General features: G+C 71.0%; 20 protein-coding genes. 9 read left to right on the forward strand and 11 right to left on the reverse strand.

The window, feature by feature from the left end:
- Nucleotides 1-28 precede the first annotated feature (28 nt).
- Genes ACWD0J_RS12125 through ACWD0J_RS12140 form a run of 4 tightly spaced genes read right to left on the reverse strand, consistent with a single transcriptional unit; the run spans nucleotide 29 to nucleotide 4,593 of the window.
- On the reverse strand, nucleotides 29-676 hold the full coding sequence (locus tag ACWD0J_RS12125) for a GTP-binding protein (RefSeq protein ID WP_451495677.1): 648 nt from the start codon (nucleotides 674-676) through the stop codon (nucleotides 29-31).
- A complete protein-coding gene (locus tag ACWD0J_RS12130) occupies nucleotides 657-1,124 on the reverse strand; it encodes a DUF742 domain-containing protein (RefSeq protein ID WP_451495678.1) in 468 nt (155 codons plus the stop codon). Before ACWD0J_RS12130 ends, ACWD0J_RS12125 begins: the two co-directional genes overlap by 20 nt.
- The gene (locus ACWD0J_RS12135; RefSeq protein ID WP_451495679.1) at nucleotides 1,121-1,630 is read right to left on the reverse strand and encodes a roadblock/LC7 domain-containing protein; all 510 of its coding nucleotides are present in this window, start codon (nucleotides 1,628-1,630) and stop codon (nucleotides 1,121-1,123) included. Before ACWD0J_RS12135 ends, ACWD0J_RS12130 begins: the two co-directional genes overlap by 4 nt.
- Nucleotides 1,627-4,593 carry a sensor histidine kinase gene (locus ACWD0J_RS12140; RefSeq protein WP_451495680.1) on the reverse strand — a complete coding sequence of 989 codons (2,967 nt, stop codon included), beginning with the start codon at nucleotides 4,591-4,593 and terminating at the stop codon, nucleotides 1,627-1,629. The genes ACWD0J_RS12135 and ACWD0J_RS12140 overlap by 4 nt, the downstream gene beginning before the upstream one ends.
- 386 nt (nucleotides 4,594-4,979) lie before the next feature.
- Here ACWD0J_RS12140 and ACWD0J_RS12145 point away from each other — a divergent pair, with 386 nt between their 5' ends.
- Entirely contained in the window at nucleotides 4,980-5,768 is a 789-nt protein-coding gene (locus ACWD0J_RS12145) for a protein phosphatase 2C domain-containing protein (protein ID WP_451495681.1), read from the forward strand.
- 109 nt (nucleotides 5,769-5,877) lie between these two features.
- On the opposite strand, the gene ACWD0J_RS12150 is transcribed toward ACWD0J_RS12145, so the two are convergent.
- On the reverse strand, nucleotides 5,878-6,372 hold the full coding sequence (locus ACWD0J_RS12150; RefSeq protein ID WP_451495682.1) for a MarR family winged helix-turn-helix transcriptional regulator: 495 nt from the start codon (nucleotides 6,370-6,372) through the stop codon (nucleotides 5,878-5,880).
- A 293-nt stretch (nucleotides 6,373-6,665) separates the two neighbouring features.
- On the reverse strand, nucleotides 6,666-9,080 hold the full coding sequence (lon, locus tag ACWD0J_RS12155; RefSeq protein WP_451495683.1) for an endopeptidase La: 2,415 nt from the start codon (nucleotides 9,078-9,080) through the stop codon (nucleotides 6,666-6,668).
- Nucleotides 9,081-9,367: 287 nt separating this feature from the next.
- Here lon and ACWD0J_RS12160 point away from each other — a divergent pair, with 287 nt between their 5' ends.
- The 5 genes from ACWD0J_RS12160 (at nucleotide 9,368) to ACWD0J_RS12180 (ending at nucleotide 16,453) form a co-directional block, all read left to right on the forward strand.
- Nucleotides 9,368-10,057 carry a spermine/spermidine synthase domain-containing protein gene (locus ACWD0J_RS12160; RefSeq protein ID WP_451495684.1) on the forward strand — a complete coding sequence of 230 codons (690 nt, stop codon included), beginning with the start codon at nucleotides 9,368-9,370 and terminating at the stop codon, nucleotides 10,055-10,057.
- Between the two features lie 124 nt (nucleotides 10,058-10,181).
- Nucleotides 10,182-10,919 (forward strand): response regulator transcription factor, encoded by a 738-nt coding sequence (locus ACWD0J_RS12165; protein WP_286064717.1) that lies wholly within the window; start codon nucleotides 10,182-10,184, stop codon nucleotides 10,917-10,919.
- The gene (locus ACWD0J_RS12170) at nucleotides 10,916-12,022 is read left to right on the forward strand and encodes a HAMP domain-containing sensor histidine kinase (RefSeq protein ID WP_451495685.1); all 1,107 of its coding nucleotides are present in this window, start codon (nucleotides 10,916-10,918) and stop codon (nucleotides 12,020-12,022) included. Before ACWD0J_RS12165 ends, ACWD0J_RS12170 begins: the two co-directional genes overlap by 4 nt.
- Nucleotides 12,023-12,303: 281 nt before the next feature.
- Nucleotides 12,304-16,128, forward strand: coding sequence for a multifunctional oxoglutarate decarboxylase/oxoglutarate dehydrogenase thiamine pyrophosphate-binding subunit/dihydrolipoyllysine-residue succinyltransferase subunit (locus tag ACWD0J_RS12175; protein WP_451495686.1), 3,825 nt, complete (start codon nucleotides 12,304-12,306; stop codon nucleotides 16,126-16,128).
- Nucleotides 16,129-16,273: 145 nt separating this feature from the next.
- Nucleotides 16,274-16,453, forward strand: coding sequence for a DUF6104 family protein (locus tag ACWD0J_RS12180; protein ID WP_451495687.1), 180 nt, complete (start codon nucleotides 16,274-16,276; stop codon nucleotides 16,451-16,453).
- Nucleotides 16,454-16,596: 143 nt separating this feature from the next.
- Here the strand turns inward: ACWD0J_RS12180 and ACWD0J_RS12185 are convergent, their stop codons facing one another.
- A complete protein-coding gene (locus ACWD0J_RS12185) occupies nucleotides 16,597-17,430 on the reverse strand; it encodes a hypothetical protein (RefSeq protein ID WP_451495688.1) in 834 nt (277 codons plus the stop codon).
- Nucleotides 17,431-17,577: 147 nt separating this feature from the next.
- Here ACWD0J_RS12185 and ACWD0J_RS12190 point away from each other — a divergent pair, with 147 nt between their 5' ends.
- Entirely contained in the window at nucleotides 17,578-18,564 is a 987-nt protein-coding gene (locus tag ACWD0J_RS12190; protein ID WP_451495689.1) for a DUF4097 family beta strand repeat-containing protein, read from the forward strand.
- A 1-nt stretch (nucleotide 18,565) separates the two neighbouring features.
- On the forward strand, nucleotides 18,566-19,651 hold the full coding sequence (locus ACWD0J_RS12195; RefSeq protein ID WP_451495690.1) for a helix-turn-helix transcriptional regulator: 1,086 nt from the start codon (nucleotides 18,566-18,568) through the stop codon (nucleotides 19,649-19,651).
- A 151-nt stretch (nucleotides 19,652-19,802) separates the two neighbouring features.
- Here ACWD0J_RS12195 and ACWD0J_RS12200 read toward each other — a convergent pair whose 3' ends face one another.
- The 4 genes from ACWD0J_RS12200 to ACWD0J_RS12215 all read right to left on the reverse strand — a co-directional run bounded on the left by ACWD0J_RS12200 (nucleotide 19,803) and on the right by ACWD0J_RS12215 (nucleotide 23,183).
- Complete coding sequence (locus tag ACWD0J_RS12200) at nucleotides 19,803-20,372, reverse strand: Clp protease N-terminal domain-containing protein (protein WP_451495691.1); 570 nt, start codon at nucleotides 20,370-20,372, stop codon at nucleotides 19,803-19,805.
- The gene (locus ACWD0J_RS12205; RefSeq protein ID WP_451495692.1) at nucleotides 20,372-20,581 is read right to left on the reverse strand and encodes a helix-turn-helix domain-containing protein; all 210 of its coding nucleotides are present in this window, start codon (nucleotides 20,579-20,581) and stop codon (nucleotides 20,372-20,374) included. The genes ACWD0J_RS12200 and ACWD0J_RS12205 overlap by 1 nt, the downstream gene beginning before the upstream one ends.
- Before the next feature lie 112 nt (nucleotides 20,582-20,693).
- On the reverse strand, nucleotides 20,694-21,659 hold the full coding sequence (locus ACWD0J_RS12210) for a zinc-binding dehydrogenase (RefSeq protein WP_451495693.1): 966 nt from the start codon (nucleotides 21,657-21,659) through the stop codon (nucleotides 20,694-20,696).
- A gap of 297 nt (nucleotides 21,660-21,956) precedes the next feature.
- Nucleotides 21,957-23,183, reverse strand: coding sequence for an NAD(P)-dependent malic enzyme (locus ACWD0J_RS12215; protein ID WP_451495694.1), 1,227 nt, complete (start codon nucleotides 23,181-23,183; stop codon nucleotides 21,957-21,959).
- A 695-nt stretch (nucleotides 23,184-23,878) separates the two neighbouring features.
- Between ACWD0J_RS12215 and ACWD0J_RS12220 the strand changes: the two genes are divergently transcribed.
- On the forward strand, nucleotides 23,879-24,841 hold the full coding sequence (locus ACWD0J_RS12220; protein ID WP_451495695.1) for an ABC transporter substrate-binding protein: 963 nt from the start codon (nucleotides 23,879-23,881) through the stop codon (nucleotides 24,839-24,841).
- Nucleotides 24,842-24,848: the final 7 nt, after the last annotated feature.

The raw sequence follows: 24,848 nt of genomic DNA on the forward strand, positions 1-24,848 counted from the left end.
CGGGTGCTGGCTCCTTACGGGGGACTGCTCAGGACTGCTCGGGAGTCTCGTCCAGCGCGTGGCCGACGAGCGCCAGCAGGGTCTCGATCACCGAGATCCTGCGCCGAGCATCCATGATCATGACAGGTATGTGCGCGGGGATCGTGAGCGCCTCCCGCACGTCCTCCGGCTCGAACAGCTCGCTGCCGTCGAAGTGGTTGACGGCGACGACGTACGGCAGTCCGCAGCTCTCGAAGTAGTCCAGGGCCGGCCAGCAGTCCTTCAGCCGGCGGGTGTCGGCCAGCACGACCGCGCCGATCGCGCCGCGCACCAGGTCGTCCCACATGAACCAGAACCGCTGCTGGCCCGGCGTGCCGAACAGGTAGAGCACCAGGTCGTCGTCGAGCGTGAGGCGGCCGAAGTCCATGGCCACGGTGGTGGTCAGCTTGCCCGGCGTGGCGGTGAGGTCGTCGTGTTCCTCGCTCGCCTCGGTCATCAGCGCCTCGGTCTGCAAAGGCGTGATCTCCGAGGCGGCGGTGACCAGCGTGGTCTTGCCGACGCCGAAGCCGCCCGCCACCACGATCTTCGTCGCGACGGGGGCGCGGGTGTGGTCCGTCTGCCAGGACCTCAGGTCCTCCTCGGCCTCGACGAACGGGGAGACGACGCTACGAGCGGCGTCAGAGACGACGGAGTCCACTGAGCACCCTTTCCAGCAGAGCGCGGTCCGGCCGGCCCGTGCCGTGACCGGTTCCTGTTCCGTACACACGGATCTTTCCCTGGTCCGCGAGGTCGCTCAGGAGCACCCGGACCACACCGAGCGGCATCTTCAGCAGCGCGGCGATCTCGGCCACCGTCCGCATCCGGCGGCACAGTTCGACGATGGCCCGCATCTCCGGCATGACCCGGGTGCGGAGGGAGCCGTTCGTCAGCTCCTTGCGCTCCTCAGCCGCTTCGAGGGCGGCGGTGCTCGCCACGAACGTCTCCACGAGGAGGACGTGTCCGAAGCGGGTACGGCCGCCGGTGAGCGAGTAGGGGCGCACCCGGGCGGGTTTGCGGTCCGCGCCGCGCACCGGGAGCTTGTTCGACACAGCGCTCGACACAGCGCTCGACACACCGCTCGACGCACCGCTCGGCGTACCGCTCATCGGACGCTCCCCGTCGGTGTCGACGTGCTCTCCAGGGACTCCCGCAGTTCGCTGCGGAGTTCCGGCGTCAGGACGTGGCCGGCGCGGCCCACGAAGAGCGCCATGTGGTACGCCACCACGCTCATGTCGCAGTCGGCGGAGCCGTGCACCCCGAGCAGCGAGCCGTCGCTGATCGACATCACGAACAGGCTGCCCTCGTCCATCGCGACCATGGTGTGCCGCACCGGGCCGGAGTCCATCAGCTTGGCGGCGCCGACGGTGAGGCTGCCGATGCCGGAGACGATGGTCGCGAGGTCGGCGGAGGAGCCGCGCGGGCCGGACGGCTTCTCCTCGCGGGCCTCCCGGGCCTCGGCGTTGCGACCGGGGTCGGAGGAGAGCAGGAGCAGTCCGTCGGAGGAGACGACGGCGACCGACTGGATGCCCGGCACCTCCTCGACGAGATTGGTCAGCAGGAAGTGAAGATTGCGGGCCTCACGGCTCAGTCCGAAGGTTGTGGGCGCGATCAACTGCTTGCCTCCTCGACGGTGCCCCCCGTGGCTTCTTCGGCTTGTGCGGTTCCTGCGGCATCCCTGACGGGTGCCTGGTGCTGCCCGGTCTGCTCGGCGATCTCCGCCTCGACGTCGCGGTAGCCGGCCTCCGCCCCCCGGCGGAAGCCGCCCAGGCGGCGGCGGAGTGCCTCGGCGTCGACAGATCCGCTCCGCTGACGCGGGGCGGCGGCCGGGGCGGTGATCTTCGGGGTGCGCTTGGGGAGGCCCTTCTCGGTGACGAGCTCTTCCGGCTCGTCCGGCTTCTCCGGCTCGTCCGGCTCGTCCGGCTGGTCGGGGAGGAACGCGTCCCGCTGGTCGGGGACGCGTTCGTGACGGTCGGGGCCGATGGTGTACGGATCAGGATTCGGGTCCGGGTCCGGGTCCGGGTCTGCGGTGGCCGCCGGCTCGTCGGCCTCGGCCGTCTCCTGGGGCTCAGCGGACTTCTGGGGCTCCTGGGGCTCCTGGGGGTCGGGGACGAGGAGTTCCATCGTGGTCTCGGCCGGTGACTCCGTCGCCGGCCGTCCGTCCCCGCCTCGTCCGTCCCCGTCCCGTCGGGTCTGGTCCCGTCGGGTCTGGTCCCGTCGGGTCTCGTCCCGTCGGGTCTCGTCCCGTTCGTCCCCGGCCGTCTCCGAGCGTCGTACGGCCTTCTCGGCGAGCGCGACCAGCGGGTCCTCGCCCTTCTCGCGGCCGCTGAGGACGTTGGAGTTGACCTCGGCGTCCGCGCCGGGCAGGGAGAAGGAGTGCGTGCCATCGGTGACCGGCGCCGACGACGCCGGCACGGCGGCGGACGGCGCGGCGGCCAGCAGGCCCTTCGGCAGGACGACGACCGCGGCGACACCCCCCTGCTTCTGCTCGCGCAACCGCACCCGCACGCCGTGCCGGTGGGCGAGCCGGGCCACCACGTACAGGCCGAGGCCGAGCCCCTCCGCGCTGTCCTCGTCCGCCGAGCCGTAGGAGTCGTACGACGTCTCGGGGTCGAAGTCGGCGAGGCGGGAGTTGAGGGCGCTCATCCGGTCGGCGGTCATGCCGATGCCCTCGTCCTGGACGGAGAGCATGACCTCGCCGCTCTCCAGGAGCCAGCCGGAGACCTCGACGGGCAGGTCGGGCGGGGAGAACGAGGTGGCGTTCTCCATGAGTTCGGCCAGCAGGTGGGAGAGGTCGTCGGCGGCGAAGCCGACCACGTGCGCGTGCGGCGGCAGCGCGGCGATGCGCACCCGCTCGTACCGCTCGATCTCGCTGACCGCGGCGCGCACCACGTCGACGAGCGGCACCGGACCGGCGCTCTGCTGGACGTGCTCGGTGCCGGCGAGGACGAGGAGGTTCTCGCTGTGCCGGCGCATGACGGTGGCGAAGTGGTCCAGCTTGAAGAGCGTGGCGAGCCGCTCCGGGTCCTGCTCGCGCTCCTCCAGGCCCTCGATGACGGCGAGTTGCCGCTCGACCAGGCCCAGGGTGCGCAGCGCGAGGTTGACGAAGGTGGTGGAGATGCTGGTGCGCACGCGCTCCAGCTGGGCGGCGGACTCGGCGAGTTCCGCCTTCAGCTGCTCGCGGGCGTCGGCCATCTTCTGCCGCTGGCCGACCAGGTGCTTGCGGTCGGCCTCCAGGGTGGTGACGCGCTCGGCGAGGGCGGCGGCGTGGGCGTGCAGGGCGTTGACGGAGCGGACGACCTGGGCGAACTCGTCGTTGCGGCCGGTGAAGGTGACCGGTTCCTCGGCGGTGGGGTCCTCGGCCCCGGCGAGCCGGGCGGAGCCGCGGCGCAGCACGGACAGCGGCCGGGTGAGGGTGCGGGCCATGGCGGTGGCGATGCCGATGGCCAGCAGCACCAGGGCGCCGAGGACGGCGACGCGGATCTCCAGTGCGGTGACGTCGTCGTCGCGCAGCTGGGCCAGTTCCTTGACCCGGCGGTCGTAGAGGGCGGCCTCCGCGCCGCGCATCGCGTCGATCCGGGCGGAGAGGGCGGCGTCGGCCTTGCCGGTGCCGGTGCCGAGCTCGTCGCTGCTCAGGGTCGGCTGGTCGGTGAGGGAGGCCAGGTACTTCTCGGCGGAGTTGACCTCGGGGCCGGTGACCGTGGAGTCGTAACGCGCCCTGACCGCCGCGGGCGCGACGTCCCGGAAGTCGGCGAGGGCGGCGTCGGAGCGCAGACGGGCCTGCTGGGCGGCCGCGCTGAGGGCGTCACGCTGCTTGGTGTCGGCGTCCGAGGAGCCGGTCTGGGTGGCCGGCAGACCGGTCGTGGGGTCGATGACGGTCTGGGTCGTCGTCGGCACGTTCAGCGCGGCGAGCAGGAGCCCTCGGGCGGCGGCGGCCTGCTGGACGGCGGAGTCCAGCTCGGCGAGGGCGTATGCGCCGGAGCCCGCGCGGGGCGGCATCTGTTCGGCCAGCCGCTCGGCGAGCCTGTGGAGGTCGGTGATGGCCGCGGAGTAGGCGTTGTGCGCTTCGAGAGCGGTGCTCTTCCCGGTGAGCGCCGCTCGCCGCAGGGCGGCGATGTCCTCCAGGTCGCCACGGAGCGCGGCGGGCGCGTCCGGGTCGGCGCGCAGCTCCTCGACGTCCCGGTCGACCCGGGCGCCGCGCTGCTCGGAGGGCGCCTTCGACTTGGGGCGCCCGGCGGCGATGTACGAGGTGACCTCGTCGCGTTCGTCGGCGAGCGAGTGGGCGAGGGCGAGGGCGTCCTGGGTCTGCTCGGCCAGGACCACCAGGTCCTGGGAGTCGCTGAGCTGACCGGACGCGGTGATCAGGGAGGGGGCGCCGGCCCCGGCGACGGCGGCGGCCACGACGGCGACGGCGAGGATGAGCCGCGTGCGGACGTGGGTGGGACGGCCCTTGCCCACGGGGACGACCGGGGCGCCGGAGGCGCCGGGCGGGCCGGAGCGGGGCGTGCCCGGTGTCCGCTCCACGCCTTTGTCGGAGGCCGCCTGCTTGCCCGTACGACGAGGCCGCGTCTTCTGCACCGGTGCTCGCATTCCTGACTCGTGAATACTCATGGCCCCGGGTGACACCCATCGACCCATCTTTCGGGCCAACTGGTGCATACACCCGGTGCGGTTCCCGACCCTCCCAGTGCCGGTGGGCGGTGGTCGCGCATCACCTGACCCGCCACCCGAAGGAGTGAACATCGGAGGGGAGTTGGCGGGCAAGTTCCTCCGGCCCATGCAGCGGCCGCGCGCGGTGGGCCGGTTGGACGTCCACGGCGGGCAGTGGCAATATTCGCCGCCACGCCTGACCGGAGCGAGCTATTCCCTCCCAAATCAGGCGCCTGACCTGCATGGCTGCGCCAATTCCGCGATCATTGCCAGCCTTTGGCGCACCATGTGAAGAGCTCGTGCAGACTGGCTGGATGCGTACGGAACTTGCTTCGGAGCCGGGCGACCGGGTCCGCCCCAACGAGGACTTCGCGAGCGTCGCGCTACCGGCTTCCGGACTGGGCGGCGCGCTCGTGGTCCTGGACGGAGTGACACCGCCGAAGGGCGCGACGGGCTGTCTGCATTCGGTCCCGTGGTTCACCGCGCGCCTCGGCGGAGCCCTGACCGAAATGACTGTTTCCTGCCGGGATCTACCCCTGTCGGAGATCCTCTCCAGGGCAATTCTTCGAACTGCCGAGGCCCATCAATCCTCTTGTGACCTTTCTCACCCACGCACCCCCCAGGCCACGGTGGTTCTGGCCCGCTGGTCACCGGAGACGGTCGACCACCTGGTCCTCTCGGACTCCGCGCTCCTGGTGGAGTCGCCGAACGGCACGGTGACTGCCCACCTGGACGACCGCCTCGCCCTCCTGCCCCGCTCCGCCCTGGCCACGGACGCCCTGGCCGACTCCACGGTCCGCAACAAGGAGGGCGGCTTCTTCACCGCGGCGGCGGACCCGACGGTGGCGGCGCGGGCGGTCACCGGGGCCGTACCGCGCGCGGACGTCCGCGCGCTCGCCGCCCTGACGGACGGCGCGACCCGCTGGGTGGAGAGGTTCCGCGAGGGCGACTGGACCGACTGCTTCACCTACGTCCGCAAGCAGGGCGCGCAGGCACTGGTGGACCGCGTACGGGAGTTGGAGCGGGCGGACGAGCGGGAGCGGGCGCATCTCGGCCGCAGCAAGACGCACGACGACGCGACGGTGGTGTACGCGGAGCTCTGAGGGACGCGAAAACCCGCGGACCTCCGTCTCCCTCGCCCGGTCCCGCGGACCTCCGTCTCCTTCTGCCCGGTCCCGCCGCCCCCCGTCTCCTTCTGCCCGGTCCCGCGGCCTACTTCTCCATCCCCCGGTTCAACTGGTGCAGCAACCGGGCCAGTTCGGAGACCTCACGCGAGTCCCAGTTCTCCAGCCGGCGGGCGTAGCGCGCCCGGCGGGCCTCACGCACCCGGGTCACCCGCTCGTGGCCCTCCTGGGTGAGGGCGATCAGCCAGGCGCGGCCGTCGGCCGGGTCCGGTTCCCGGGCCACCAGGCCGAGTTCCTCCAGGGCGCGCAGCTGACGGGACATCGTCGCCTTGCCGACGCCGATGTAGGCGGCGAGTTCGGTGGCGCGCTGGGGGCCGAACTCGTCCAGGCGCACCAGCAGGCCGTACGCCGCCGACTCCAGGTCCGGGTGGACCTCGCGGGCCATCTCGCCCTGGTTGGCGCGGGCCCGCCGCAGCAGGACGGTCAGTTCGCGTTCCAGCGCCAGGAACGCGGGCTGGTCCACACCGCTCGCGGACACGCCGGATCCGGCTCCGCGTCCCTCGCCGTTCGCGTCTTCGTGCACGTCAGCCCCTGCCTCGGTTTCCCGGGTCCTGAAAGTCTCCGCCACCGCACCGCCATCACCGCAGCTCCGCCAGTATTTCGCAGGGCTGGACCAACGGCGGCCTCCGGCCTCTTCACCACCCGGCGTTCTCCGCTCCGCCAGCCGACTGTGGACCGCCCGCACCGCTGGACCGTGTCGTCGCCTCGCCCACGGCTGACGCGCCCGGGCGAGGCGGAGGCCCGGGCCTCCCTCACGGGACCCGGGCCTCCCCTCGTCCGATGCCCGCGGGCGAGGCCCGCTGCCGGACACCGGCGTCACGCTGCCACCGGAACCTCCGACGCGGCTCCGCTGGTCGCCGGGGACAGCGCCAGCTCCAGGACCTGGCGGACGTCCGTGACGGCGTGGACGTCGAGCTTGTCCAGCACCTCCGCCGGGACGTCGTCCAGGTCGGGCTCGTTGCGCTTGGGGATGATCACGGTCGTGACCCCCGCGCGCTGGGCGGCGAGCAGCTTCTGCTTCACCCCGCCGACCGGCAGCACCCGCCCGGTCAGCGACACCTCACCGGTCATCGCCACGTCCGTACGGACCAGGCGTCCCGACAGCAGCGAAGCCAGTGCCGTCGTCATCGTGACGCCCGCGCTCGGCCCGTCCTTCGGCACCGCGCCCGCCGGGAAGTGGATGTGCACCCCCCGGTCCTTCAGGTCACCGACCGGCAGCTCCAGTTCGGCTCCGTGCGAGCGCAGGAAGCTGAGCGCGATCTGCGCGGACTCCTTCATCACGTCGCCCAGCTGGCCGGTCAGCGTCAGCCCCGCCGCACCCGTCTCCGGGTCGGCCAGCGACGCCTCGACGAACAGCACGTCACCGCCCGCGCCCGTGACCGCGAGGCCCGTCGCCACGCCCGGCACGGCGGTCCGCCGCTCCGCCGGGTCCTGGGCGGACTCCGGCACGTGGTGCGGCCGGCCGATCAGCTCGCGCAGGTCCTCGTCCCGGACAGTGAACGGCAGCTTCCGCTCGCCCAGTTCCTCCTGCGCCGCGACCTTGCGCAGCAGCCGCGCGATGGACCGCTCCAGGGTGCGGACACCGGCCTCACGCGTGTACTCACCGGCCAGCTTGCGCAGCGCGCTCTCGTCGAGCCTCACCTCGTCCTCGGCGAGACCGGCCCGCTCCAGCTGACGCGGCACCAGGTGGTCCCGCGCGATGACGATCTTCTCGTCCTCGGTGTACCCGTCGAGCCGGACCAGTTCCATCCGGTCGAGCAGCGCCTCCGGAATGGCCTCCAGCACATTGGCCGTGGCGAGGAAGACGACGTCCGACAGGTCCAGCTCGACCTCCAGGTAGTGGTCCCGGAAGGTGTGGTTCTGCGCCGGGTCGAGCACCTCCAGCAGGGCGGCGGCCGGGTCGCCCCGGAAGTCGGACCCCACCTTGTCGATCTCGTCGAGGAGCACCACCGGGTTCATGGACCCGGCCTCCTTGACGGCCCGCACGATCCGCCCGGGCAGGGCGCCCACGTACGTACGCCGGTGCCCGCGGATCTCGGCCTCGTCCCGCACACCGCCCAGCGCGACGCGCACGAACTTCCGCCCCATGGCGTGCGCCACGGACTCGCCCAACGACGTCTTGCCCACACCGGGCGGACCGACGAGCGCGAGCACGGCACCGCCACGCCGCCCGCCGATGACCCCCAGTCCCCGGTCGGTACGCCGCTTGCGCACCGCCAGGTACTCGGTGATCCGCTCCTTCACGTCCTGGAGCCCGGCGTGCTCGGCGTCCAGCACCGCCTTGGCGCCCTGGATGTCGTACTGGTCCTCGGTCCGCTCGTTCCACGGCAGCTCCAGCACCGTGTCGAGCCAGGTCCGGATCCAGGACCCCTCGGGCGACTGGTCGCTCGCCCGCTCCAGCTTCTCGACCTCCTTGAGAGCGGCCTCGCGGACCTTCTCGGGCAGATCGGCGGCCTCGACGCGCGCCCGGTAGTCGTCGGACTCCTCACCCTCCGACTCCCCGTTGAGCTCGCGCAGTTCCTTCCGTACGGCCTCCAGCTGACGCCGCAGCAGGAACTCCCGCTGCTGCTTGTCGACGCCTTCCTGGACGTCCTTGGCGATGGTCTCGGCGACGTCCTGCTCGGCGAGGTGGTCGCGCAGGTGCTGGGTGGCCAGCTTCAGCCGGGCCACCGGATCGGCGGTCTCCAGCAGCTCCACCTTCTGTTCGGTGGTCAGGAAGGGCGAGTAACCGGAGTTGTCGGCGAGGGCGGACACGTCGTCGATGGCCTGCACCCGGTCGACGACCTGCCAGGCACCGCGCTTGCGCAGCCAGGCGGTGGCCAGGGCCTTGTACTCCTTGACGAGCTCGGTGACCTGCCCCGGCAGGGGATCGGGCACGCTCTCGTCGACGCTGGTGCCCTCGACCCAGAGGGCGGCGCCCGGACCCGTGGTCCCCGCACCGATCCTCACCCGCCCCCGGCCGCGGATCAGCGCACCCGGGTCACCGTCGGCCAGCCGGCCGACCTGCTCCACGGTGCCGAGCACACCGGTGCCGGCGTACGTCCCGTCGATGCGTGGCACCAGCAGCACCTTCGGCTTCCCGGGTTCCGACCGGGCGGCGGCCTCGGCGGCCTCCACCGCGGCGCGGACGTCGGCGTCGTTCAGGTCCAGCGGTACCACCATCCCGGGCAGCACGACCTCGCCGTCGAGCGGCAGCACGGGCAGGGTGAGCGGTGTGGACGTCGAAGCCATGATCTCCCCTTCGGCAGTCAAGTTGAGCTGTACCGACTCAATGCATGTGGGCCCCTGATTGTTCCCCGCCCGCCGTTCGCTGTGAGCGATCAGATGCCCTACGGGACTTGGACCCCCGGCGGTCCCGGCCCACGACGCGAGCGAACGCATCCCGACACACCCCCACCACAGGCCGCCGCAGGCATCCCCCACCCGAACAGCCGCACCAGCACACCGCCAACTCCGGTCATCCGCCCCCAGGTCATCGCCCCCAAGCCCGCGCCTGCCCCCAATGCCAAAATGGCCCGATGCCCACTCCGTACGACATTCCCCACGACGTCCCCGAAGTGCTGGACCGCCGCGAGGGCCCCCACGGCGAGGTCGTGCTGCGCCGGCACGGCGAGTTGCTGCAGATCATCGCCAACGGCTGCTTCCTGATGGACACCTCGGACGGCCGCTCGGAACGGCGGCTGGTCGACGCGGCACTGGACGCCCTCGGCGAACGAGCCGAGCCGAGCGTGCTGATCGGCGGACTCGGCGTCGGCTTCTCGCTCGCCCATGCCGCCGCGCAGGCTCGCTGGAGCCGCATCACGGTGGTGGAGCGCGAGGCCGCGATCATCGACTGGCACCGCGAGGGGCCCTTGTCCGCCCTCTCCGCCGAGGCTTTCGCCGATCCGCGCACCGAGATTGTGAAAACCGATCTGGTCGCATTCGTCAATGAGACATGCGACACGTTCGACGCGCTGTGCCTGGACATCGACAACGGCCCCGACTGGACGGTCACCGAGGGCAACGACGGCCTGTACTCACCCGCCGGACTCACAAGCTGCGCAAGGGTGTTGAAGCCGGGCGGGGTACTGGCGGTGTGGTCGGCCAAGCCCTCGCCTGAATTCGAGGGAACCTTGCGGAATGCCGGGTTCCGACAGGTGCGTACCGAAGAGATCACGGTTGCCCGGGGCGTTCCCGACGTCGTGCATCTCGCCGTCCGACCTGGATAGCAAAGGCGCGGTAACTCCCCGTACTCTGCTTCCCTGACGCCGATCATTCAAGCGTCAAGCGCAGTCATGCGCAGACAAGGGATCACCCCACTGGTTCCGGAATTGCACACCTCAGGGGCGGGCGATGGAGCAGACACACACCTCCCACAACGGCACGGCGGCGACCCCGGGCGCACAGCGCCGGGTCCTGGTCGTCGAGGACGACCCGACGATCGTGGACGCCATCGCGACCCGTCTGCGCGCCGAGGGATTCCTCGTGCAAACGGCGGTCGACGGTCCGTCCGCGGTGGACACGGCCGAGGCCTGGCAGCCCGATCTGCTGATCCTCGACATCATGCTGCCCGGCTTCGACGGTCTGGAGGTCTGCCGACGCGTCCAGGCCGCCCGGCCCGTGCCGGTGCTGATGCTGACCGCGCGCGACGACGAGACCGACATGCTGGTCGGGCTGGGCGTCGGCGCCGACGACTACATGACGAAGCCTTTCTCCATGCGGGAGCTGGCGGCACGTGTCCACGTGCTGCTGCGCCGCGTCGAGCGGGCCGCGCTGGCCGCCACCACACCGCGCAGCGGCATCCTGCGCCTCGGCGAGCTGGAGATCGACCACGCGCAGCGCCGGGTACGGGTGCGCTCCGAGGACGTCCACCTGACGCCCACGGAGTTCGACCTCCTGGTCTGCCTGGCGAACACCCCGCGCGCGGTGCTCTCCCGGGAGCAGCTGCTGGCGGAGGTGTGGGACTGGGCCGACGCCTCCGGCACCCGCACGGTCGACAGCCACATCAAGGCGCTGCGCCGGAAGATCGGCGCCGAGCGGATCCGCACGGTGCACGGCGTGGGGTACGCCCTGGAGACGCCGACGCCATGAGCGACGGGCCGGCCGGTCGGAGAAGCCCCAGGGAGCCCTGGGGAGGCGTGAGCCCGTACTCGATCAAGACCAAGCTGGGCGCGCTGGTGGTCACCTCGGTGCTGATCACCACCGGTCTGTCGATGATCGCGGTGCGCACCCAGACGGAGCTGCGCTTCATCACGGTCTTCTCGATGATCGCCACACTGCTCATCACGCAGTTCGTGGCACATTCGCTCACCGCGCCGCTGGACGACATGAACGCGGTGGCCCGGTCCATCTCGCACGGCGACTACACCCGCCGGGTGCGCGAGAACCGCCGGGACGAGCTCGGCGACCTGGCCCAGACGATCAACCGCATGGCGGACGACCTGGAGGCCCAGGAGAGCCAGCGCAAGGAACTCGTGGCGAACGTCTCGCACGAGCTGCGCACACCGATCGCGGGACTGCGCGCGGTGCTGGAGAACATCGTCGACGGTGTCACCCAGGCCGACCCGGAGACCATGCGTACGGCACTGAAGCAGACCGAGCGGCTCGGCCGGCTGGTCGAGACGCTGCTGGACCTGTCCCGGCTGGACAACGGGGTCGTACCCCTGCGCCGGAGACGGTTCGAGGTGTGGCCGTACCTGTCGGGCGTCCTGAAGGAGGCCAACATGGTCGCTTCGGCGCGCGCGGGCATCGCTTCCGGATCCGGCAGCCACACCCGCAACGACGTCCATCTGCACCTCGACGTGTCCCCGCCGGAGCTGACCGCGCACGCGGACCCGGAGCGGATCCACCAGGTGGTGGCCAACCTCATCGACAACGCGGTCAAGCACAGCCCGCCGCACGGCCGGGTCACGGTCAAGGCGCGGCGCGGGGCCCTGCCCGAGTCCCTCGAACTGGAGGTTCTCGACGAGGGTCCCGGCATTCCCCGGTCGGAGTGGCACCGCGTCTTCGAGCGGTTCAACCGCGGCAGCGTGAACCGGCCGCACGGTCCCGGCAGCGACGGCGGCACGGGGCTCGGTCTGGCCATCGCCCGCTGGGCGGTGGATCTGCACGGCGGCCGGATCGGAGTGGCCGAATCCGAGCGGGGTTGCCGGATTCTTGTCACCCTTCCGGGACTTCCCTCTCGGCCAAGTTGACGTAAAGTTCGAAGCGGAGCCACAAGATCCACGGGCGTCCGCCGTGGCGGACACGTGTGATCAGGCACAGGCCCGCGCGTACGTCGCGCCGTGGCCGGGCCGAGCCATCCCCGTTGAAGCGGAACCACGCTTGTTTCCCGCCATTTTCACCCCCGAAACCCGCGCTTAGATGTGACTTACACGACGATGAACGGGCCCGGCCTGACCTTCCCGGTCGGGGAGGCGTAGCCTTTATTCCCGCTGTCCATCACCTTGTGAAGCGGAAGAGGGCGGTTGCCGCCGTGTCGCCACAGTCCCCCAGTAACTCGAGCATCTCGACCGACGACCAAGCCGGGAAGAACCCCGCTGCGGCGTTCGGTCCCAATGAGTGGCTCGTCGACGAGATCTATCAGCAGTACCTCCAGGACCCGAACTCCGTAGACCGAGCCTGGTGGGACTTCTTCGCCGATTACAAGCCGGGCGCGGCCGTCGCCTCGGCTCCGGCGGGTACTGCGGCCACGGGGGCCGCAGGAACCACCACCACCCCGGCCCAGCCCACGCCCGCCGCCCCAGCGGCCCAGGCACCCGCCGCCCCGGCTCCGGCCCAGGCCGCGGCTCCGGCCGCCCCGGCACCCGCGGCGAAGCCCGCTGCCGCGGCTCCGGCGCCCGCCAAGGCCGCCGCGCCCGCTCCGGCCGCTCCGGCCGCGAAGCCCGCCGCCGCGAAGCCGGCGGCCAAGGCCGAGCCCGCGGCGTCCTCGGACGGTCCCGAGATGGTGACGCTGCGCGGCCCCGCCGCCGCGGTCGCGAAGAACATGAACGCCTCGCTGGAGCTGCCCACGGCCACGTCCGTGCGCGCGGTCCCGGTGAAGCTGCTCTTCGACAACCGCATCGTCATCAACAACCACCTCAAGCGCGCCCGGGGCGGGAAGATCTCCTTCACGCACCTGATCGGGTACGCGATGGTGCAGGCCATCAAGGCCATGCCGTCGATGAACTGGCACTACGCGGAGAAGGACGGCAAGCCGACCCTCGTCAAGCCCGCGCACGTCAACTTCGGCCTGGCGATCGACCTGGTGAAGCCGAACGGCGACCGCCAGCTCGTCGTCGCCGGCATCAAGAAGGCCGAGACGCTGAACTTCTTCGAGTTCTGGCAGGCCTACGAGGACATCGTCCGCCGCGCCCGCGACGGCAAGCTGACGATGGACGACTTCACCGGTGTGACGGTCTCCCTGACCAACCCCGGCGGTCTCGGCACCGTCCACTCGGTGCCGCGGCTGATGCCCGGCCAGTCGGTCATCATGGGCGTCGGCTCGATGGACTACCCGGCGGAGTTCCAGGGCACGTCCCAGGACACCCTGAACAAGCTCGGCATCTCGAAGGTCATGACGCTCACGTCGACCTACGACCACCGGGTGATCCAGGGCGCCGCGTCCGGCGAGTTCCTGCGGATCGTCGCGAACCTCCTGCTCGGCGAGAACAACTTCTACGACGAGATCTTCGAGGCGCTGCGCATCCCCTACGAGCCGGTCCGCTGGCTCAAGGACATCGATGCCAGCCACGACGACGACGTCACCAAGGCCGCCCGCGTCTTCGAGCTGATCCACTCCTACCGGGTCCGCGGCCACGTCATGGCCGACACCGACCCGCTGGAGTACCGCCAGCGCAAGCACCCCGACCTGGACATCACCGAGCACGGCCTGACGCTGTGGGACCTGGAGCGCGAGTTCGCCGTCGGCGGCTTCGCGGGCAAGTCCCTGATGAAGCTGCGCGACATCCTCGGTGTGCTGCGCGACTCGTACTGCCGCACCACCGGTGTCGAGTTCATGCACATCCAGGACCCCAAGCAGCGCAAGTGGATCCAGGACCGCATCGAGCGCTCGCACACCAAGCCGGAGCGCGAGGAGCAGCTGCGCATCCTGCGCCGCCTGAACGCGGCGGAGGCCTTCGAGACCTTCCTGCAGACGAAGTACGTCGGCCAGAAGCGCTTCTCCCTGGAGGGCGGCGAGTCCGTCATCCCGCTGCTCGACGCGGTACTGGACTCGGCCGCCGAGTCCCGCCTGGACGAGGTCGTCATCGGCATGGCCCACCGCGGCCGGCTGAACGTCCTGGCGAACATCGTCGGCAAGTCGTACGCCCAGATCTTCCGCGAGTTCGAGGGCAACCTCGACCCGAAGTCGATGCACGGCTCCGGCGACGTGAAGTACCACCTGGGCGCGGAGGGCACCTTCACGGGCCTGGACGGCGAGCAGATCAAGGTCACGCTGGTGGCCAACCCCTCGCACCTGGAGGCGGTGGACCCGATCCTGGAGGGCGTCTCGCGCGCCAAGCAGGACATCATCAACAAGGGCGGCACGGACTTCACGGTCCTGCCCGTGGCCCTGCACGGCGACGCGGCCTTCGCGGGCCAGGGCGTGGTGGCCGAGACCCTGAACATGTCGCAGCTGCGGGGTTACCGCACCGGCGGCACGGTCCACATCGTCATCAACAACCAGGTCGGCTTCACCGCGGCCCCCGAGTCCTCGCGTTCCTCCATGTACGCGACGGACGTGGCCCGCATGATCGAGGCCCCGATCTTCCACGTGAACGGCGACGACCCGGAGGCCGTGGTCCGTGTCGCGCGGCTGGCCTTCGAGTTCCGCCAGGCGTTCAACAAGGACGTGGTGATCGACCTCATCTGCTACCGCCGCCGCGGTCACAACGAGTCGGACAACCCGGCCTTCACGCAGCCGCTGATGTACGACCTGATCGACAAGAAGCGCTCGGTGCGCAAGCTGTACACCGAGTCGCTGATCGGTCGCGGCGACATCACCCTGGAAGAGGCCGAGCAGGCGCTCCAGGACTACCAGGGCCAGCTGGAGAAGGTCTTCACCGAGGTCCGCGAGGCCACCTCGCAGCCCTCGGTCGTGGAGACCTCCGACCCGCAGGCGGAGTTCCCGGTCGCCGTGAACACCGCGGTGACCACGGAGGTCGTCAAGCGGATCGCGGAGTCCCAGGTCAACATCCCCGACCACATCACCGCCCACCCGCGTCTGCTGCCGCAGCTGCAGCGCCGGGCGGCCATGGTCGAGGACGGCACGATCGACTGGGGCATGGGCGAGACCCTCGCCGTCGGCTCGCTCCTGCTGGAGGGCGTCCCGGTGCGCCTGGCGGGCCAGGACTCGCAGCGCGGCACGTTCGGCCAGCGCCACGCGGTGCTGATCGACCGCGCCACGGGCGAGGAGTTCACGCCGCTGATGTACCTCTCCGAGGACCAGGCGCGCTACAACGTCTACAACTCGCTCCTGTCCGAGTACGCGGCGATGGGCTTCGAGTACGGCTACTCGCTGGCCCGCCCAGAGGCGCTCGTGATGTGGGAGGCGCAGTTCGGCGACTTCGTCAACGGCGCCCAGACGGTCGTGGACGAGTTCATCTCGTCGGCGGAGCAGAAGTGGGCCCAGACGTCGGGTGTCACCCTGCTCCTCCCGCACGGCTACGAGGGCCAGGGCCCGGACCACTCGTCCGCCCGCCCGGAGCGCTTCCTCCAGATGTGCGCCCAGAACAACATGACGGTCGCGATGCCCACGCTCCCGTCGAACTACTTCCACCTCCTGCGGTGGCAGGTGCACAACCCGCACCACAAGCCGCTGATCGTCTTCACCCCGAAGTCGATGCTGCGTCTGAAGGCCGCGGCCTCGAAGGCGGAGGAGTTCACGACCGGTCAGTTCCGCCCGGTCATCGGCGACGCGTCGGTCGAGCCGGCAGCCGTCAAGAAGGTCGTCTTCTGCGCCGGCAAGGTCTACTACGACCTTGAGGGCGAGCGGCGCAAGCGCGGCGTCACGGACACCGCGATCATCCGCATCGAGCGCCTGTACCCGCTCCCGGGTGCCGAGCTCCAGGCCGAGATCGCCAAGTACCCGAACGCCGAGAAGTACCTGTGGGCCCAGGAGGAGCCGGCCAACCAGGGCGCCTGGCCGTTCATCGCCCTGAACCTGATCGACCACCTGGACCTGGCGGTCGGCGCGGACGTGCCCCACGGGGAGCGGCTGCGGCGGATCTCCCGCCCGCACTCGTCGTCCCCGGCGGTGGGTTCGGCGAAGCGGCACCAGGCCGAGCAGGAGCAGCTGGTGCGCGAGGTCTTCGAGGCGTGAGCCTCTGAACAGACCTGAGGTGGCCTGAGCGCGGGGCCCGGTTCCGAGTCGTGGTGACTGGGAGCCGGGCCCTTTCGCGAGCGCGGGCCGCGCTGCTGCGTAGGCTGGTTCCCAGCACCCCGTCCGGACGCAGGAGAGCGACCCCATGTACTTCACCGACCGAGGCATCGAGGAACTGGAGAAGCGGCGCGGCGAGGAGGAGGTCACCTTCGAGTGGCTCGCCGCGCAGCTGCGGACCTTCGTCGATCTGAACCCGGACTTCGAGGTACCGGTGGAGCGGCTCGCGACGTGGCTGGCCCGGTTGGACGACGAGGACGACGAGTAGGGCTCTCGGGCATCGGCGCGGCGCCCCTTTTCCCCTGGTCGTCAGAGGCGTGGTGCCCGTGGCCGGGTCGCGGGTGTGCGAGGTTTCCGCCGCGCGGGGATGCCGGGGTGGCGGACCCGGGCGCGCGAGACATGTGACTCGCGTCAGTCGCGCGGGTGCGCGAGGCCGTGGGCCAGCCCCAGCGCGCCGTGCGCGAGCAGCAGCGCCCCCGCCGCGATCCAGCCGCCGCTGCGGTGTCGCAGCCCCCAGAGCGCGAGCGGGACGCCCGCGGCCACCTGGGTGAGGGCCAGGGCGCGGGCCTGCGGGCCGCCGGCCCAGGGGAGCCAGGGACCCGGAGGGCGGTCCTCGGCGATGTCGCGTTCCTGGCGGACCGCGTCCCGCCGTCCCTGCGGCCCGATCGGGCGGGCGTCCGGCCGGACACCGGCTGCCTCGCGGAGGCGGTCGGCGGACGCGCCGGGGACGAGGCCGGGAGGAAGGGCCACCCCCGCGCGCGTGAGAACGGCGAGCAGGCCGCGCATCCGGGCGCGCGCGTCCGCCCCGCGGTTCGGCCGGGTGAGGTGGTCGAGGGCCTGGAGGTCCAGGACCGGGTCGAGGCCCAGGCGGGCGGCGAAGGTGCGCATGGCCTCCTCCACGCCCGCGGGCGTGCCGTCGGCGAGCCACACGTAGCCGACGGGGCGGCGGAAGCCGGAGGCGAGCGTGCAGCCGGCACGGTCGGCGTCCCACCACAGGGCCAGCACGGGCCAGGGTGCGGCGACGGCGAGGGCGGTGGCCCAGCCGGTGAGCACGCGGTCGACGGGCTCGCCGCCGTGCTGCCAGGGCGTGCCCTCGGGGACGAGGACGCTCCAGTCCTCGCCCGCGCGGGTGAGCACCATCGGTTCGCGCAGCAGACGGGCGGCCGGAGCGACGGAATCCGGCTCCGCCCGGCAGAGCAACAGGGCGCCAGGGGCGGGACCGGTACGGGTGGCTTCCGTCGACATGAATCACACGCTAGGGGGACAGATCCGCTTCAGTCACCTTTTAGCACCGTGAAGATCCCGGACGAGTGTCTTGACTTTCCGTGTCCGCGATATATCGTGAAGAGCAGGAGACGCGATATGGCGCGTTGCGACGGGAAGGTCTGCACCATGCCCGAGTGGTCCGTCACGGAGCCCGCCAAGCTCACCTTCGACGATCCCGTCACGACCCTCCACGTGCGCATCGTCAGTGGAACGGTGAACGTGGTGGGCACCGACGAAGGTTCCGCCCGCCTGGAGGTCTCCGACATCCAGGGCCCGCCCCTGGTGGTGACCCAGGACGGCGGCACGCTCACCGTGGCATACGACGACCTGCCCTGGAAGGGCTTCCTCAAGTGGCTCGACCGCAAGGGCTGGCGGCGCAGCGCCGTCGTCTCGCTGGCGGTGCCGGCGGACACCCGGGTGGAGGTGGGTGTGGTCGACGCGGGCGCCGTCGTCTCCGGCGTGCGCGGGCCGTCGGTGGTCAAGGGCGTCACCGGCGACACGACACTCGTCCGGCTCTCCGGCCCGGTCCGCGCCGACACGGTCTCCGGGAACCTGGAGGCCCAGGCCGTCACCGGCGACCTCCGGTTCAACTCGGTCTCCGGGGACCTCACGGTCGTGGAGGGCTCCGGCTCCTCCGTGCGGGGCGACTCGGTCAGCGGCTCCATGATCGTCGACCTCGATCCGGACGGCCCCACGGACGTCAGGCTGACCAGCGTCTCGGGCGAGATCGCCATCCGGCTGCCCCAGCCGGCCGACGCGGAGGTCGAGGCCAACACCGCGAGCGGCACGATCTCCAACGCCTTCGAGGGCCTGCGGATACATGGCCAGTGGGGCGCCCACAAGATCACCGGCCGTCTCGGCGCGGGCACCGGCAAGCTGCGGGCGACCACCGTCTCCGGCTCGATCGCCCTGCTGCGCCGGCCTCCCCGGGAGGACGAGAGCGAACCGTGGGAGGACGGAGGCGGAGCGGGAGCACGAGAGCACGCCGAGCCCGCGGCCGGAACCCCGGCGGACGGGCCGCGCGACACCTCGGGGGACAATTCCGTTTCCGGCCCGGGCACCGGCTCGACCAGCGCCCCGGCCGACGGCACGACCGACAAGAAGGTGCTCTGACATGCCCCCCGTCTTCGCCCACGGCCGCCTCCGCCTCTACCTGCTGAAGCTGCTGGACGAGGCCCCGCGCCACGGCTACGAGGTGATCCGCCTCCTGGAAGAGCGCTTCCAGGGGCTGTACGCGCCGTCCGCGGGCACCGTCTACCCCCGCCTGGCCAAGCTGGAGACCGAGGGCCTGGTCACCCACACCACCGAGGGCGGCCGCAAGGTGTACGCCATCACGGACGCCGGCCGCGCCGAACTGGCCGACCGCAGCGGGGAACTGGCCGACCTGGAACTGGAGATCCGTGAGTCGGTCGCGGAACTCGCCGCCGAGATCCGGGCCGACGTGCGCGGAGCGGCGGGCGACCTGCGGCGCGAGATGCGGGCGGCGGCCTCCGAGGCCCGCAGCGGTTCCGGTTCCGGTTCCGGGACTGCCGGCGCCAAGACCGACGGTGAACAGGGCGGTCCCTTCGGGAACTTCACCGAGTACACCGACAACGAGGCGTGGCGCATCGCCAAGGAGGAGATGCGCCGCGTCAAGCAGGAGTGGAAGGAACAGGCCCGGCGCGCCAAGGACGAGAGCCGGCGGGCCCGCGAGGAGGCCCAGCGTGCCCGTCGCCAGGCCAAGGAGGCGCAGGAACGGGCTCACACGCAGGCCCAGGAGGAGGTCCAGCGCATCGCCCGGCGGGTCCAGGAACAGGTGCAGGACCACTTCGCGCGGGGCGACTGGCCGACGGGCCTTCGCGAGGGCCTGACCGAACTGGCCAAGGAGTTCGGCGAGTTCGGAAAGGACTACGGCAGGGAGTTCGGGAAGGACTTCGGTTTCGGTCGGGGCCACGGCACCGCCGAGAAGGCCGCACCGACACCCGAGTACGCGCAGACCCCGGAGGACTTCCCCGGCGCGTACGAGCCGTCGTGGGCCCACGAGGACTTCACCGGCGATCCGGCCCGTGACCTGGACCGCCTGCTCGACCGCTTCCGGGACGACATCCGTGACGCCGCCCGGGACCACGGCGTCACGGCCGACCAGCTCCGCGACACCCGCCGCCACCTCTCGACGGCGGCGGCCCACATCGGGGCGATACTGCGCACCCCGAAGCCCTGACCGACGCACCTCGGGTGGTACGGCCGCCCAGCCGCCCACCGGCACGAGCCGGCACGACCGGCACGACCGGCACGACCGGCACGACCGGCACGAGCCGGCAGCTCAGCCGTACCACTCAAGGAGGCGCCCCCGCAGTTCCGCCCCCGCCCCCTCAGCCCGCCTTGGCCTTGCCCTGGCCTCCGCCGTACAGCACCCGTGTCAGCGACTCGTACGTCACCCCGTGTTCGGCGAGGACCTCCGCGGGCACGCCGGGGCGGGCGGCGAGGGCCAGCAGGATGTGCTCGTCGCCGATGTGACGGTCATGGTGGGCCAGCGCGATCCGCAGGGCCTTCTCCAGCACCTCCTTGCCGCCACGCCCGAAGGAACGGCGTCCGGACCACCACCCCTTGCCCTTCGTCTCACCGGACATCGCCCCCACGCCGTGCACTTCCTCGACCCGGGCGACGATCTCCGAGACGTCGATGCCCAGCCCCGCCAGGGCATCGGCTTCCGCCTGGGACAGTCCGGCCCGTCGCCGCGCCTCGACCAGCGCCTCCCGGACCGCGTCCCCGCGCTCGGTGAGTCCCAGCGCGGCCAGCGCGAAGGAACCACGGCTGGCCTCCCGGTCGAGCAGAGCGAGCAGGATGTGCTCCGTCTCCACCGACGGCGCTCCCGCCCGCTCGGCGTGCTCCCACGCCTCACGCACCACGTCCCGGGCACTCTTGGTGAACCGCTCGAACATCAATGCCTCCCGTACTTCTTGTGCACGGCCTGCCTGCTCACACCGAGCAGCGCGGCGATCTCCTGCCACGACCAGCCCTGATTGCGCGCGTTGCGCACCTGCACCGCCTCCAGCTGCTCCAGCAGCCGACGCAGCGCGGCGACGGCCCGCAGCCCGACCCGGGGATCGCGATCACCCGCACGCTCGGCGAGATCCGTTGCTTCGGTCATGGCGTCAACCTACGTTGACATGCCATTCTTGTCAACCACAGTTGACATGCCGACGGCCGGCCCGAACCCGGACCGGCCGCGGAAGAGAACGAAGAGCGAGAGAGCACAACCCCTAGGCGTGGGTGAGGACGATCTTGCCGAACTGCTCCCCTGACGCCAGCCGTTCGAAGCCCTCCCGGGCCCGGTCCAGCGGCAACACCTCGTCGATGACGGGACGTACGCCGGTGGCGGCACAGAAGGAGAGCAGGTCCTCCAGTTCGTCCTTGGTGCCCATCGTCGACCCCACGACCTTGAGCTCCAGGAAGAAGATCCGGGTCAGCTCGGCATGCGAGGGCCGGTCACCACTCGTGGCCCCGGAGATGACGAGCGTGCCGCCCGGCTTCAGGGACTTGACCGAGTGCGACCAGGTGGCGGCGCCGACGGTCTCGATGACGGCGTCCACCCGCTGCGGCAGCCGCGCCCCCGACTCCAGTGCGTCCACGGCTCCCAGCTCCACGGCCCGCTTCCGCTTGGCCTCGTCCCGGCTGGTGGCGAAGACCCGCAGGCCCGCGGCCTTGCCGAGCACGATGGCGGCCGTGGCGACACCGCCGCCCGCACCCTGCACGAGCACCGAGTCACCGGGGCGCACGCCCGCGTTGGTGAAGAGCATCCGGTACGCCGTCAGCCAGGCCGTCGGCAGACAGGCGGCCTCCTCGAACGAGAGCTCCTTGGGCTTGGGCAGGACGTTCCAGGTCGGCACGGCGACCTGCTCGGCGAACGTCCCCTGGTAGCGCTCGGTGAGGATGGAGCGTGGCTCCTTCGGGCCGACCCCGTGCCCGGTCTGTCCGATGACGGAGTGCAGGACGACCTCGTTGCCGTCCTCGTCGACGCCGGCGGCGTCACAGCCGAGGATCATCGGCAGCTTGTCCTCGGCCAGACCCACGCCTCGCAGTGACCAGAGGTCGTGGTGGTTCAGGGAGGCGGCCCTGACGTTCACGGTGCTCCAGCCGGGGCGGGCCTCAGGAGCGGGACGCTCCCCCAGTTCGAGGCCGGTGAGGGGCTGGTCACGGTCGATTCGGGCGGCGTAAGCAGCGAACATGACCATGACGATAGGCTCCGCCGACGGCCATCGGAACCACGCGGCGCTGTGACACACGCCCTCTTGTCAGGCCCGGAAGCCTGCCCCTCACCCCCGGCGCGTGCGCCCCTGAGGGCTGCCGCCCCCAGACCCCCGCATCGGCCCTGAAGGGGCCTCGTCCTCAAACGCCGGACAGGCTGGGAGTGCCTGGACCGGCGCCAGAGAGTGCGGGCCGGAGTGCGCCACCCGAACAGCCCCACCCCCCAGCAAAGAAATGGCCCCGTCCACCCGGACGGGGCCACCTTCACACCAGCAACCTCACCGCCGAGCCACACCCTCGGCCCGAGCCGCCGCGGCCACCGCCGCCGTCACCGCCGGCGCCACCCGCTCGTCGAACGGCGAGGGAATCACATAGTCCGCGGCGAGATCGTCCCCGACCACCGCCGCCAGCGCCTCCGCCGCCGCGATCTTCATCCCCTCCGTGATCCGAGAGGCCCGCACCTGCAACGCCCCCGCGAAGATCCCGGGGAACGCCAGCACGTTGTTGATCTGGTTCGGGAAGTCCGACCGCCCGGTGGCCACGACCGCCGCGTACTTGTGCGCGACCTCGGGGTGCACCTCAGGATTCGGGTTGGCCATCGCGAACACGAAGGCCCCCTTCGCCATGGACGCCACCGCCGGCTCCGGCACCGTCCCGCCGGACACCCCGACGAAGACGTCGGCACCGTCCAGTGCCGCCTCCAGCGACCCGCTGATCCCGGCCTTGTTCGTGAAGGACGCCAGTTCCCGCTTGACCGAGGTCAGATCGTCCCGGTCCCCCGACACGATCCCCTTCCGGTCCGCCACGGCCACGTCCCCGATGCCCGCCTCGACCAGCATCTTCGCGATGGCGACCCCGGCCGCGCCCGCGCCCGAGATCACCACCCGCAGGTCCCCGATCCCCCGCCCGGTCAGCCGCGCGGCGTTCCGCAGCGCGGTCAGCGTCACGACCGCCGTACCGTGCTGGTCGTCGTGGAAGATCGGAATGTCCAGCCGCTCCTGGAGCTTGCGCTCGATCTCGAAGCACCGCGGCGCCGAGATGTCCTCCAGGTTCACGCCACCGAACGAGGGCGCGAGCCGCACCACGGTCTCGACGATCTCGTCGACGTCCGTGCAGGCCAGGGCGATCGGAACGGCGTCCACGCCACCGAACTGCTTGAACAGGATCGCCTTCCCCTCCATCACCGGAAGGGAGGCTTCGGGCCCGATGTCCCCGAGCCCGAGCACCGCCGTACCGTCGGTGACGACGGCGACCACGGACGACTTCCACGTGTAGTCGTGGACCAGTTCCGGCTGCTCGGCGATGGCGCTGCACACCTTCGCGACGCCGGGCGTGTACGCCAGGGACAGGTCGTCCTTGTCGCGGATGGGCACGGTGGCGTGCACGGCCATCTTGCCGCCACGGTGCAGCGCGAACGCCGGATCGAAGGAATCGAGGGGCTCGGCCCCGCCTTCCTGCTCCGTACTGCTGCTGTCGCTGCGAGGATTGACGATCTCCGCTGCCACTTTGTTCTACCCCTTAGGTCTGCATGGTTGAGGGTGGCCACTCCTGGTTGAGAAGTGGGCGGGGCACCGCGCACGGCCCTGAGTACTGCCGAGGGTGCTGCTGTCGTGCGCCGAGGTGCTGCTTCGTGCCGCGTACGGGGGTACGTACGGGCACCTACGCGACGGGCGCGCCGCACACGCGCCCTGAGCCCCGGATGAGGGGTGTGAAGAACCTTCTTACCCGACGGACGGCACCGACGACGAGTCCAATAGCGCAAGGTCACACACCGGGACCTGAAGCGGCCTCGTGCCCGTGACATGGATCATGACGAAATATAGGCGCGCACCCTCAAGATCCCCTTGACGACCGCTCGCGAGACGCTCAACCGGCCGCAGCCGGCTCCCGCCCCTAAGTCCGTATCCCGAGATGCGCCGGAGATCTTCCGGCCGGAAGGGGGCATTCCCGCAGATGGTGCGGTCGGGATGTACCGACCTGGTGGGGTTCGGGTGTCGCCCGTTATCCGATTTTGACATGGTGGGCCCCCTGAATGCCTCCGTCCGAATGGCAAGATGCGGTCATCACACAAGGTCGCGACACTCGAAGGCGTGTGCTCTCGTCGACCCAGGACCACCCCAGGGTCCAAGGCACCTGCCGAACCCCTCGGCGGGCTGCCCGCCCCATCGGCAACTCCACCCATCCGCCGGAGGAACCCACCATGACCGCAAGCTCCACCCGTCGTACGACCGCGGCGCACTCCCGGCTAGCAGCGGTCGGTGCGATCGCGGTCGCAGGCACCCTGCTGCTCACCGGCTGCGGTGACCAGACGAAGGACGGCGGCTCGGACAGCACCGACACCGCCTCGGCGAGCGCGGCCCCGCTGGCCGACAAGCTGCCGAAGGAGATCCGTGACGCGGGGGTCGTCAAGGTCGGTTCCGACATCGCCTACGCGCCGGTCGAGTTCAAGGACAGCTCCGGCAAGACGGTCGGCATCGACCCGGACCTCGCCGCCGCCATGGGCAAGCAGCTCGGTGTGACGTTCGAGTTCCAGAACGGCACCTTCGACACCCTGATCACGGGTCTGCGCTCCGACCGCTACGACATCGCCATGTCCGCGATGACGGACTCCAAGGACCGCCAGGAGGGTGTCGACTCGGACACCGGCAAGAAGGTCGGCGAGGGCGTCGACTTCGTGGACTACTTCACCGCCGGCGTCTCGATCTACACCAAGAAGGGCGACGACCAGGGCATCAAGACCTGGTCCGACCTGTGCGGCAAGAAGATCGTGCTGCAGCGCGGCACGGTCTCCGAGGACCTCGCCAAGGCCGAGGCGAAGAAGTGCACCGGCGGCAAGACGATCTCCATCGAGGCCTTCGACAACGACCAGCAGGCCCAGACCCGGCTGCGCGCGGGCGGTGCCGACGCCGGTTCCTCCGACTTCCCGGTCGCCGCGTACGCCGTGAAGACCTCCGGTGGCGGCAAGGACTTCCAGCTGGTCGGCGAGCAGGTCGAGGCCGCGCCGTACGGCATCGCGGTCGCCAAGGACAACACCCAGCTGCGGGACGCCCTGAAGGCCGCCCTGGACGCGATCATCGCCAACGGCGAGTACGAAAAGATCATCAAGAAGTGGGGCGTCGAGGACGGCGCCGTGAAGGAAGCCACCATCAACGGCGGCAAGTGACCGCGCG

It is taken from the genome of Streptomyces sp. NPDC003011, assembly GCF_053591515.1.

What these genes read in the sequence shown, in the direction of transcription:
- lon (WP_451495683.1), bottom strand. Translation starts at nt 9,080, where the DNA reads ATGGCTTCGACGTCCACACCGCTCACCCTGCCCGTGCTGCCGCTCGAC.
- ACWD0J_RS12190 (WP_451495689.1), top strand. Translation starts at nt 17,578, where the DNA reads ATGCCCGAGTGGTCCGTCACGGAGCCCGCCAAGCTCACCTTCGACGAT.
- ACWD0J_RS12130 (WP_451495678.1), bottom strand. Translation starts at nt 1,124, where the DNA reads ATGAGCGGTACGCCGAGCGGTGCGTCGAGCGGTGTGTCGAGCGCTGTG.
- ACWD0J_RS12220 (WP_451495695.1), top strand. Translation starts at nt 23,879, where the DNA reads ATGACCGCAAGCTCCACCCGTCGTACGACCGCGGCGCACTCCCGGCTA.
- ACWD0J_RS12195 (WP_451495690.1), top strand. Translation starts at nt 18,566, where the DNA reads ATGCCCCCCGTCTTCGCCCACGGCCGCCTCCGCCTCTACCTGCTGAAG.
- ACWD0J_RS12145 (WP_451495681.1), top strand. Translation starts at nt 4,980, where the DNA reads ATGCGTACGGAACTTGCTTCGGAGCCGGGCGACCGGGTCCGCCCCAAC.
- ACWD0J_RS12185 (WP_451495688.1), bottom strand. Translation starts at nt 17,430, where the DNA reads ATGTCGACGGAAGCCACCCGTACCGGTCCCGCCCCTGGCGCCCTGTTG.
- ACWD0J_RS12200 (WP_451495691.1), bottom strand. Translation starts at nt 20,372, where the DNA reads ATGTTCGAGCGGTTCACCAAGAGTGCCCGGGACGTGGTGCGTGAGGCG.
- ACWD0J_RS12180 (WP_451495687.1), top strand. Translation starts at nt 16,274, where the DNA reads ATGTACTTCACCGACCGAGGCATCGAGGAACTGGAGAAGCGGCGCGGC.
- ACWD0J_RS12210 (WP_451495693.1), bottom strand. Translation starts at nt 21,659, where the DNA reads ATGTTCGCTGCTTACGCCGCCCGAATCGACCGTGACCAGCCCCTCACC.
- ACWD0J_RS12165 (WP_286064717.1), top strand. Translation starts at nt 10,182, where the DNA reads ATGGAGCAGACACACACCTCCCACAACGGCACGGCGGCGACCCCGGGC.
- ACWD0J_RS12205 (WP_451495692.1), bottom strand. Translation starts at nt 20,581, where the DNA reads ATGACCGAAGCAACGGATCTCGCCGAGCGTGCGGGTGATCGCGATCCC.
- ACWD0J_RS12160 (WP_451495684.1), top strand. Translation starts at nt 9,368, where the DNA reads ATGCCCACTCCGTACGACATTCCCCACGACGTCCCCGAAGTGCTGGAC.
- ACWD0J_RS12170 (WP_451495685.1), top strand. Translation starts at nt 10,916, where the DNA reads ATGAGCGACGGGCCGGCCGGTCGGAGAAGCCCCAGGGAGCCCTGGGGA.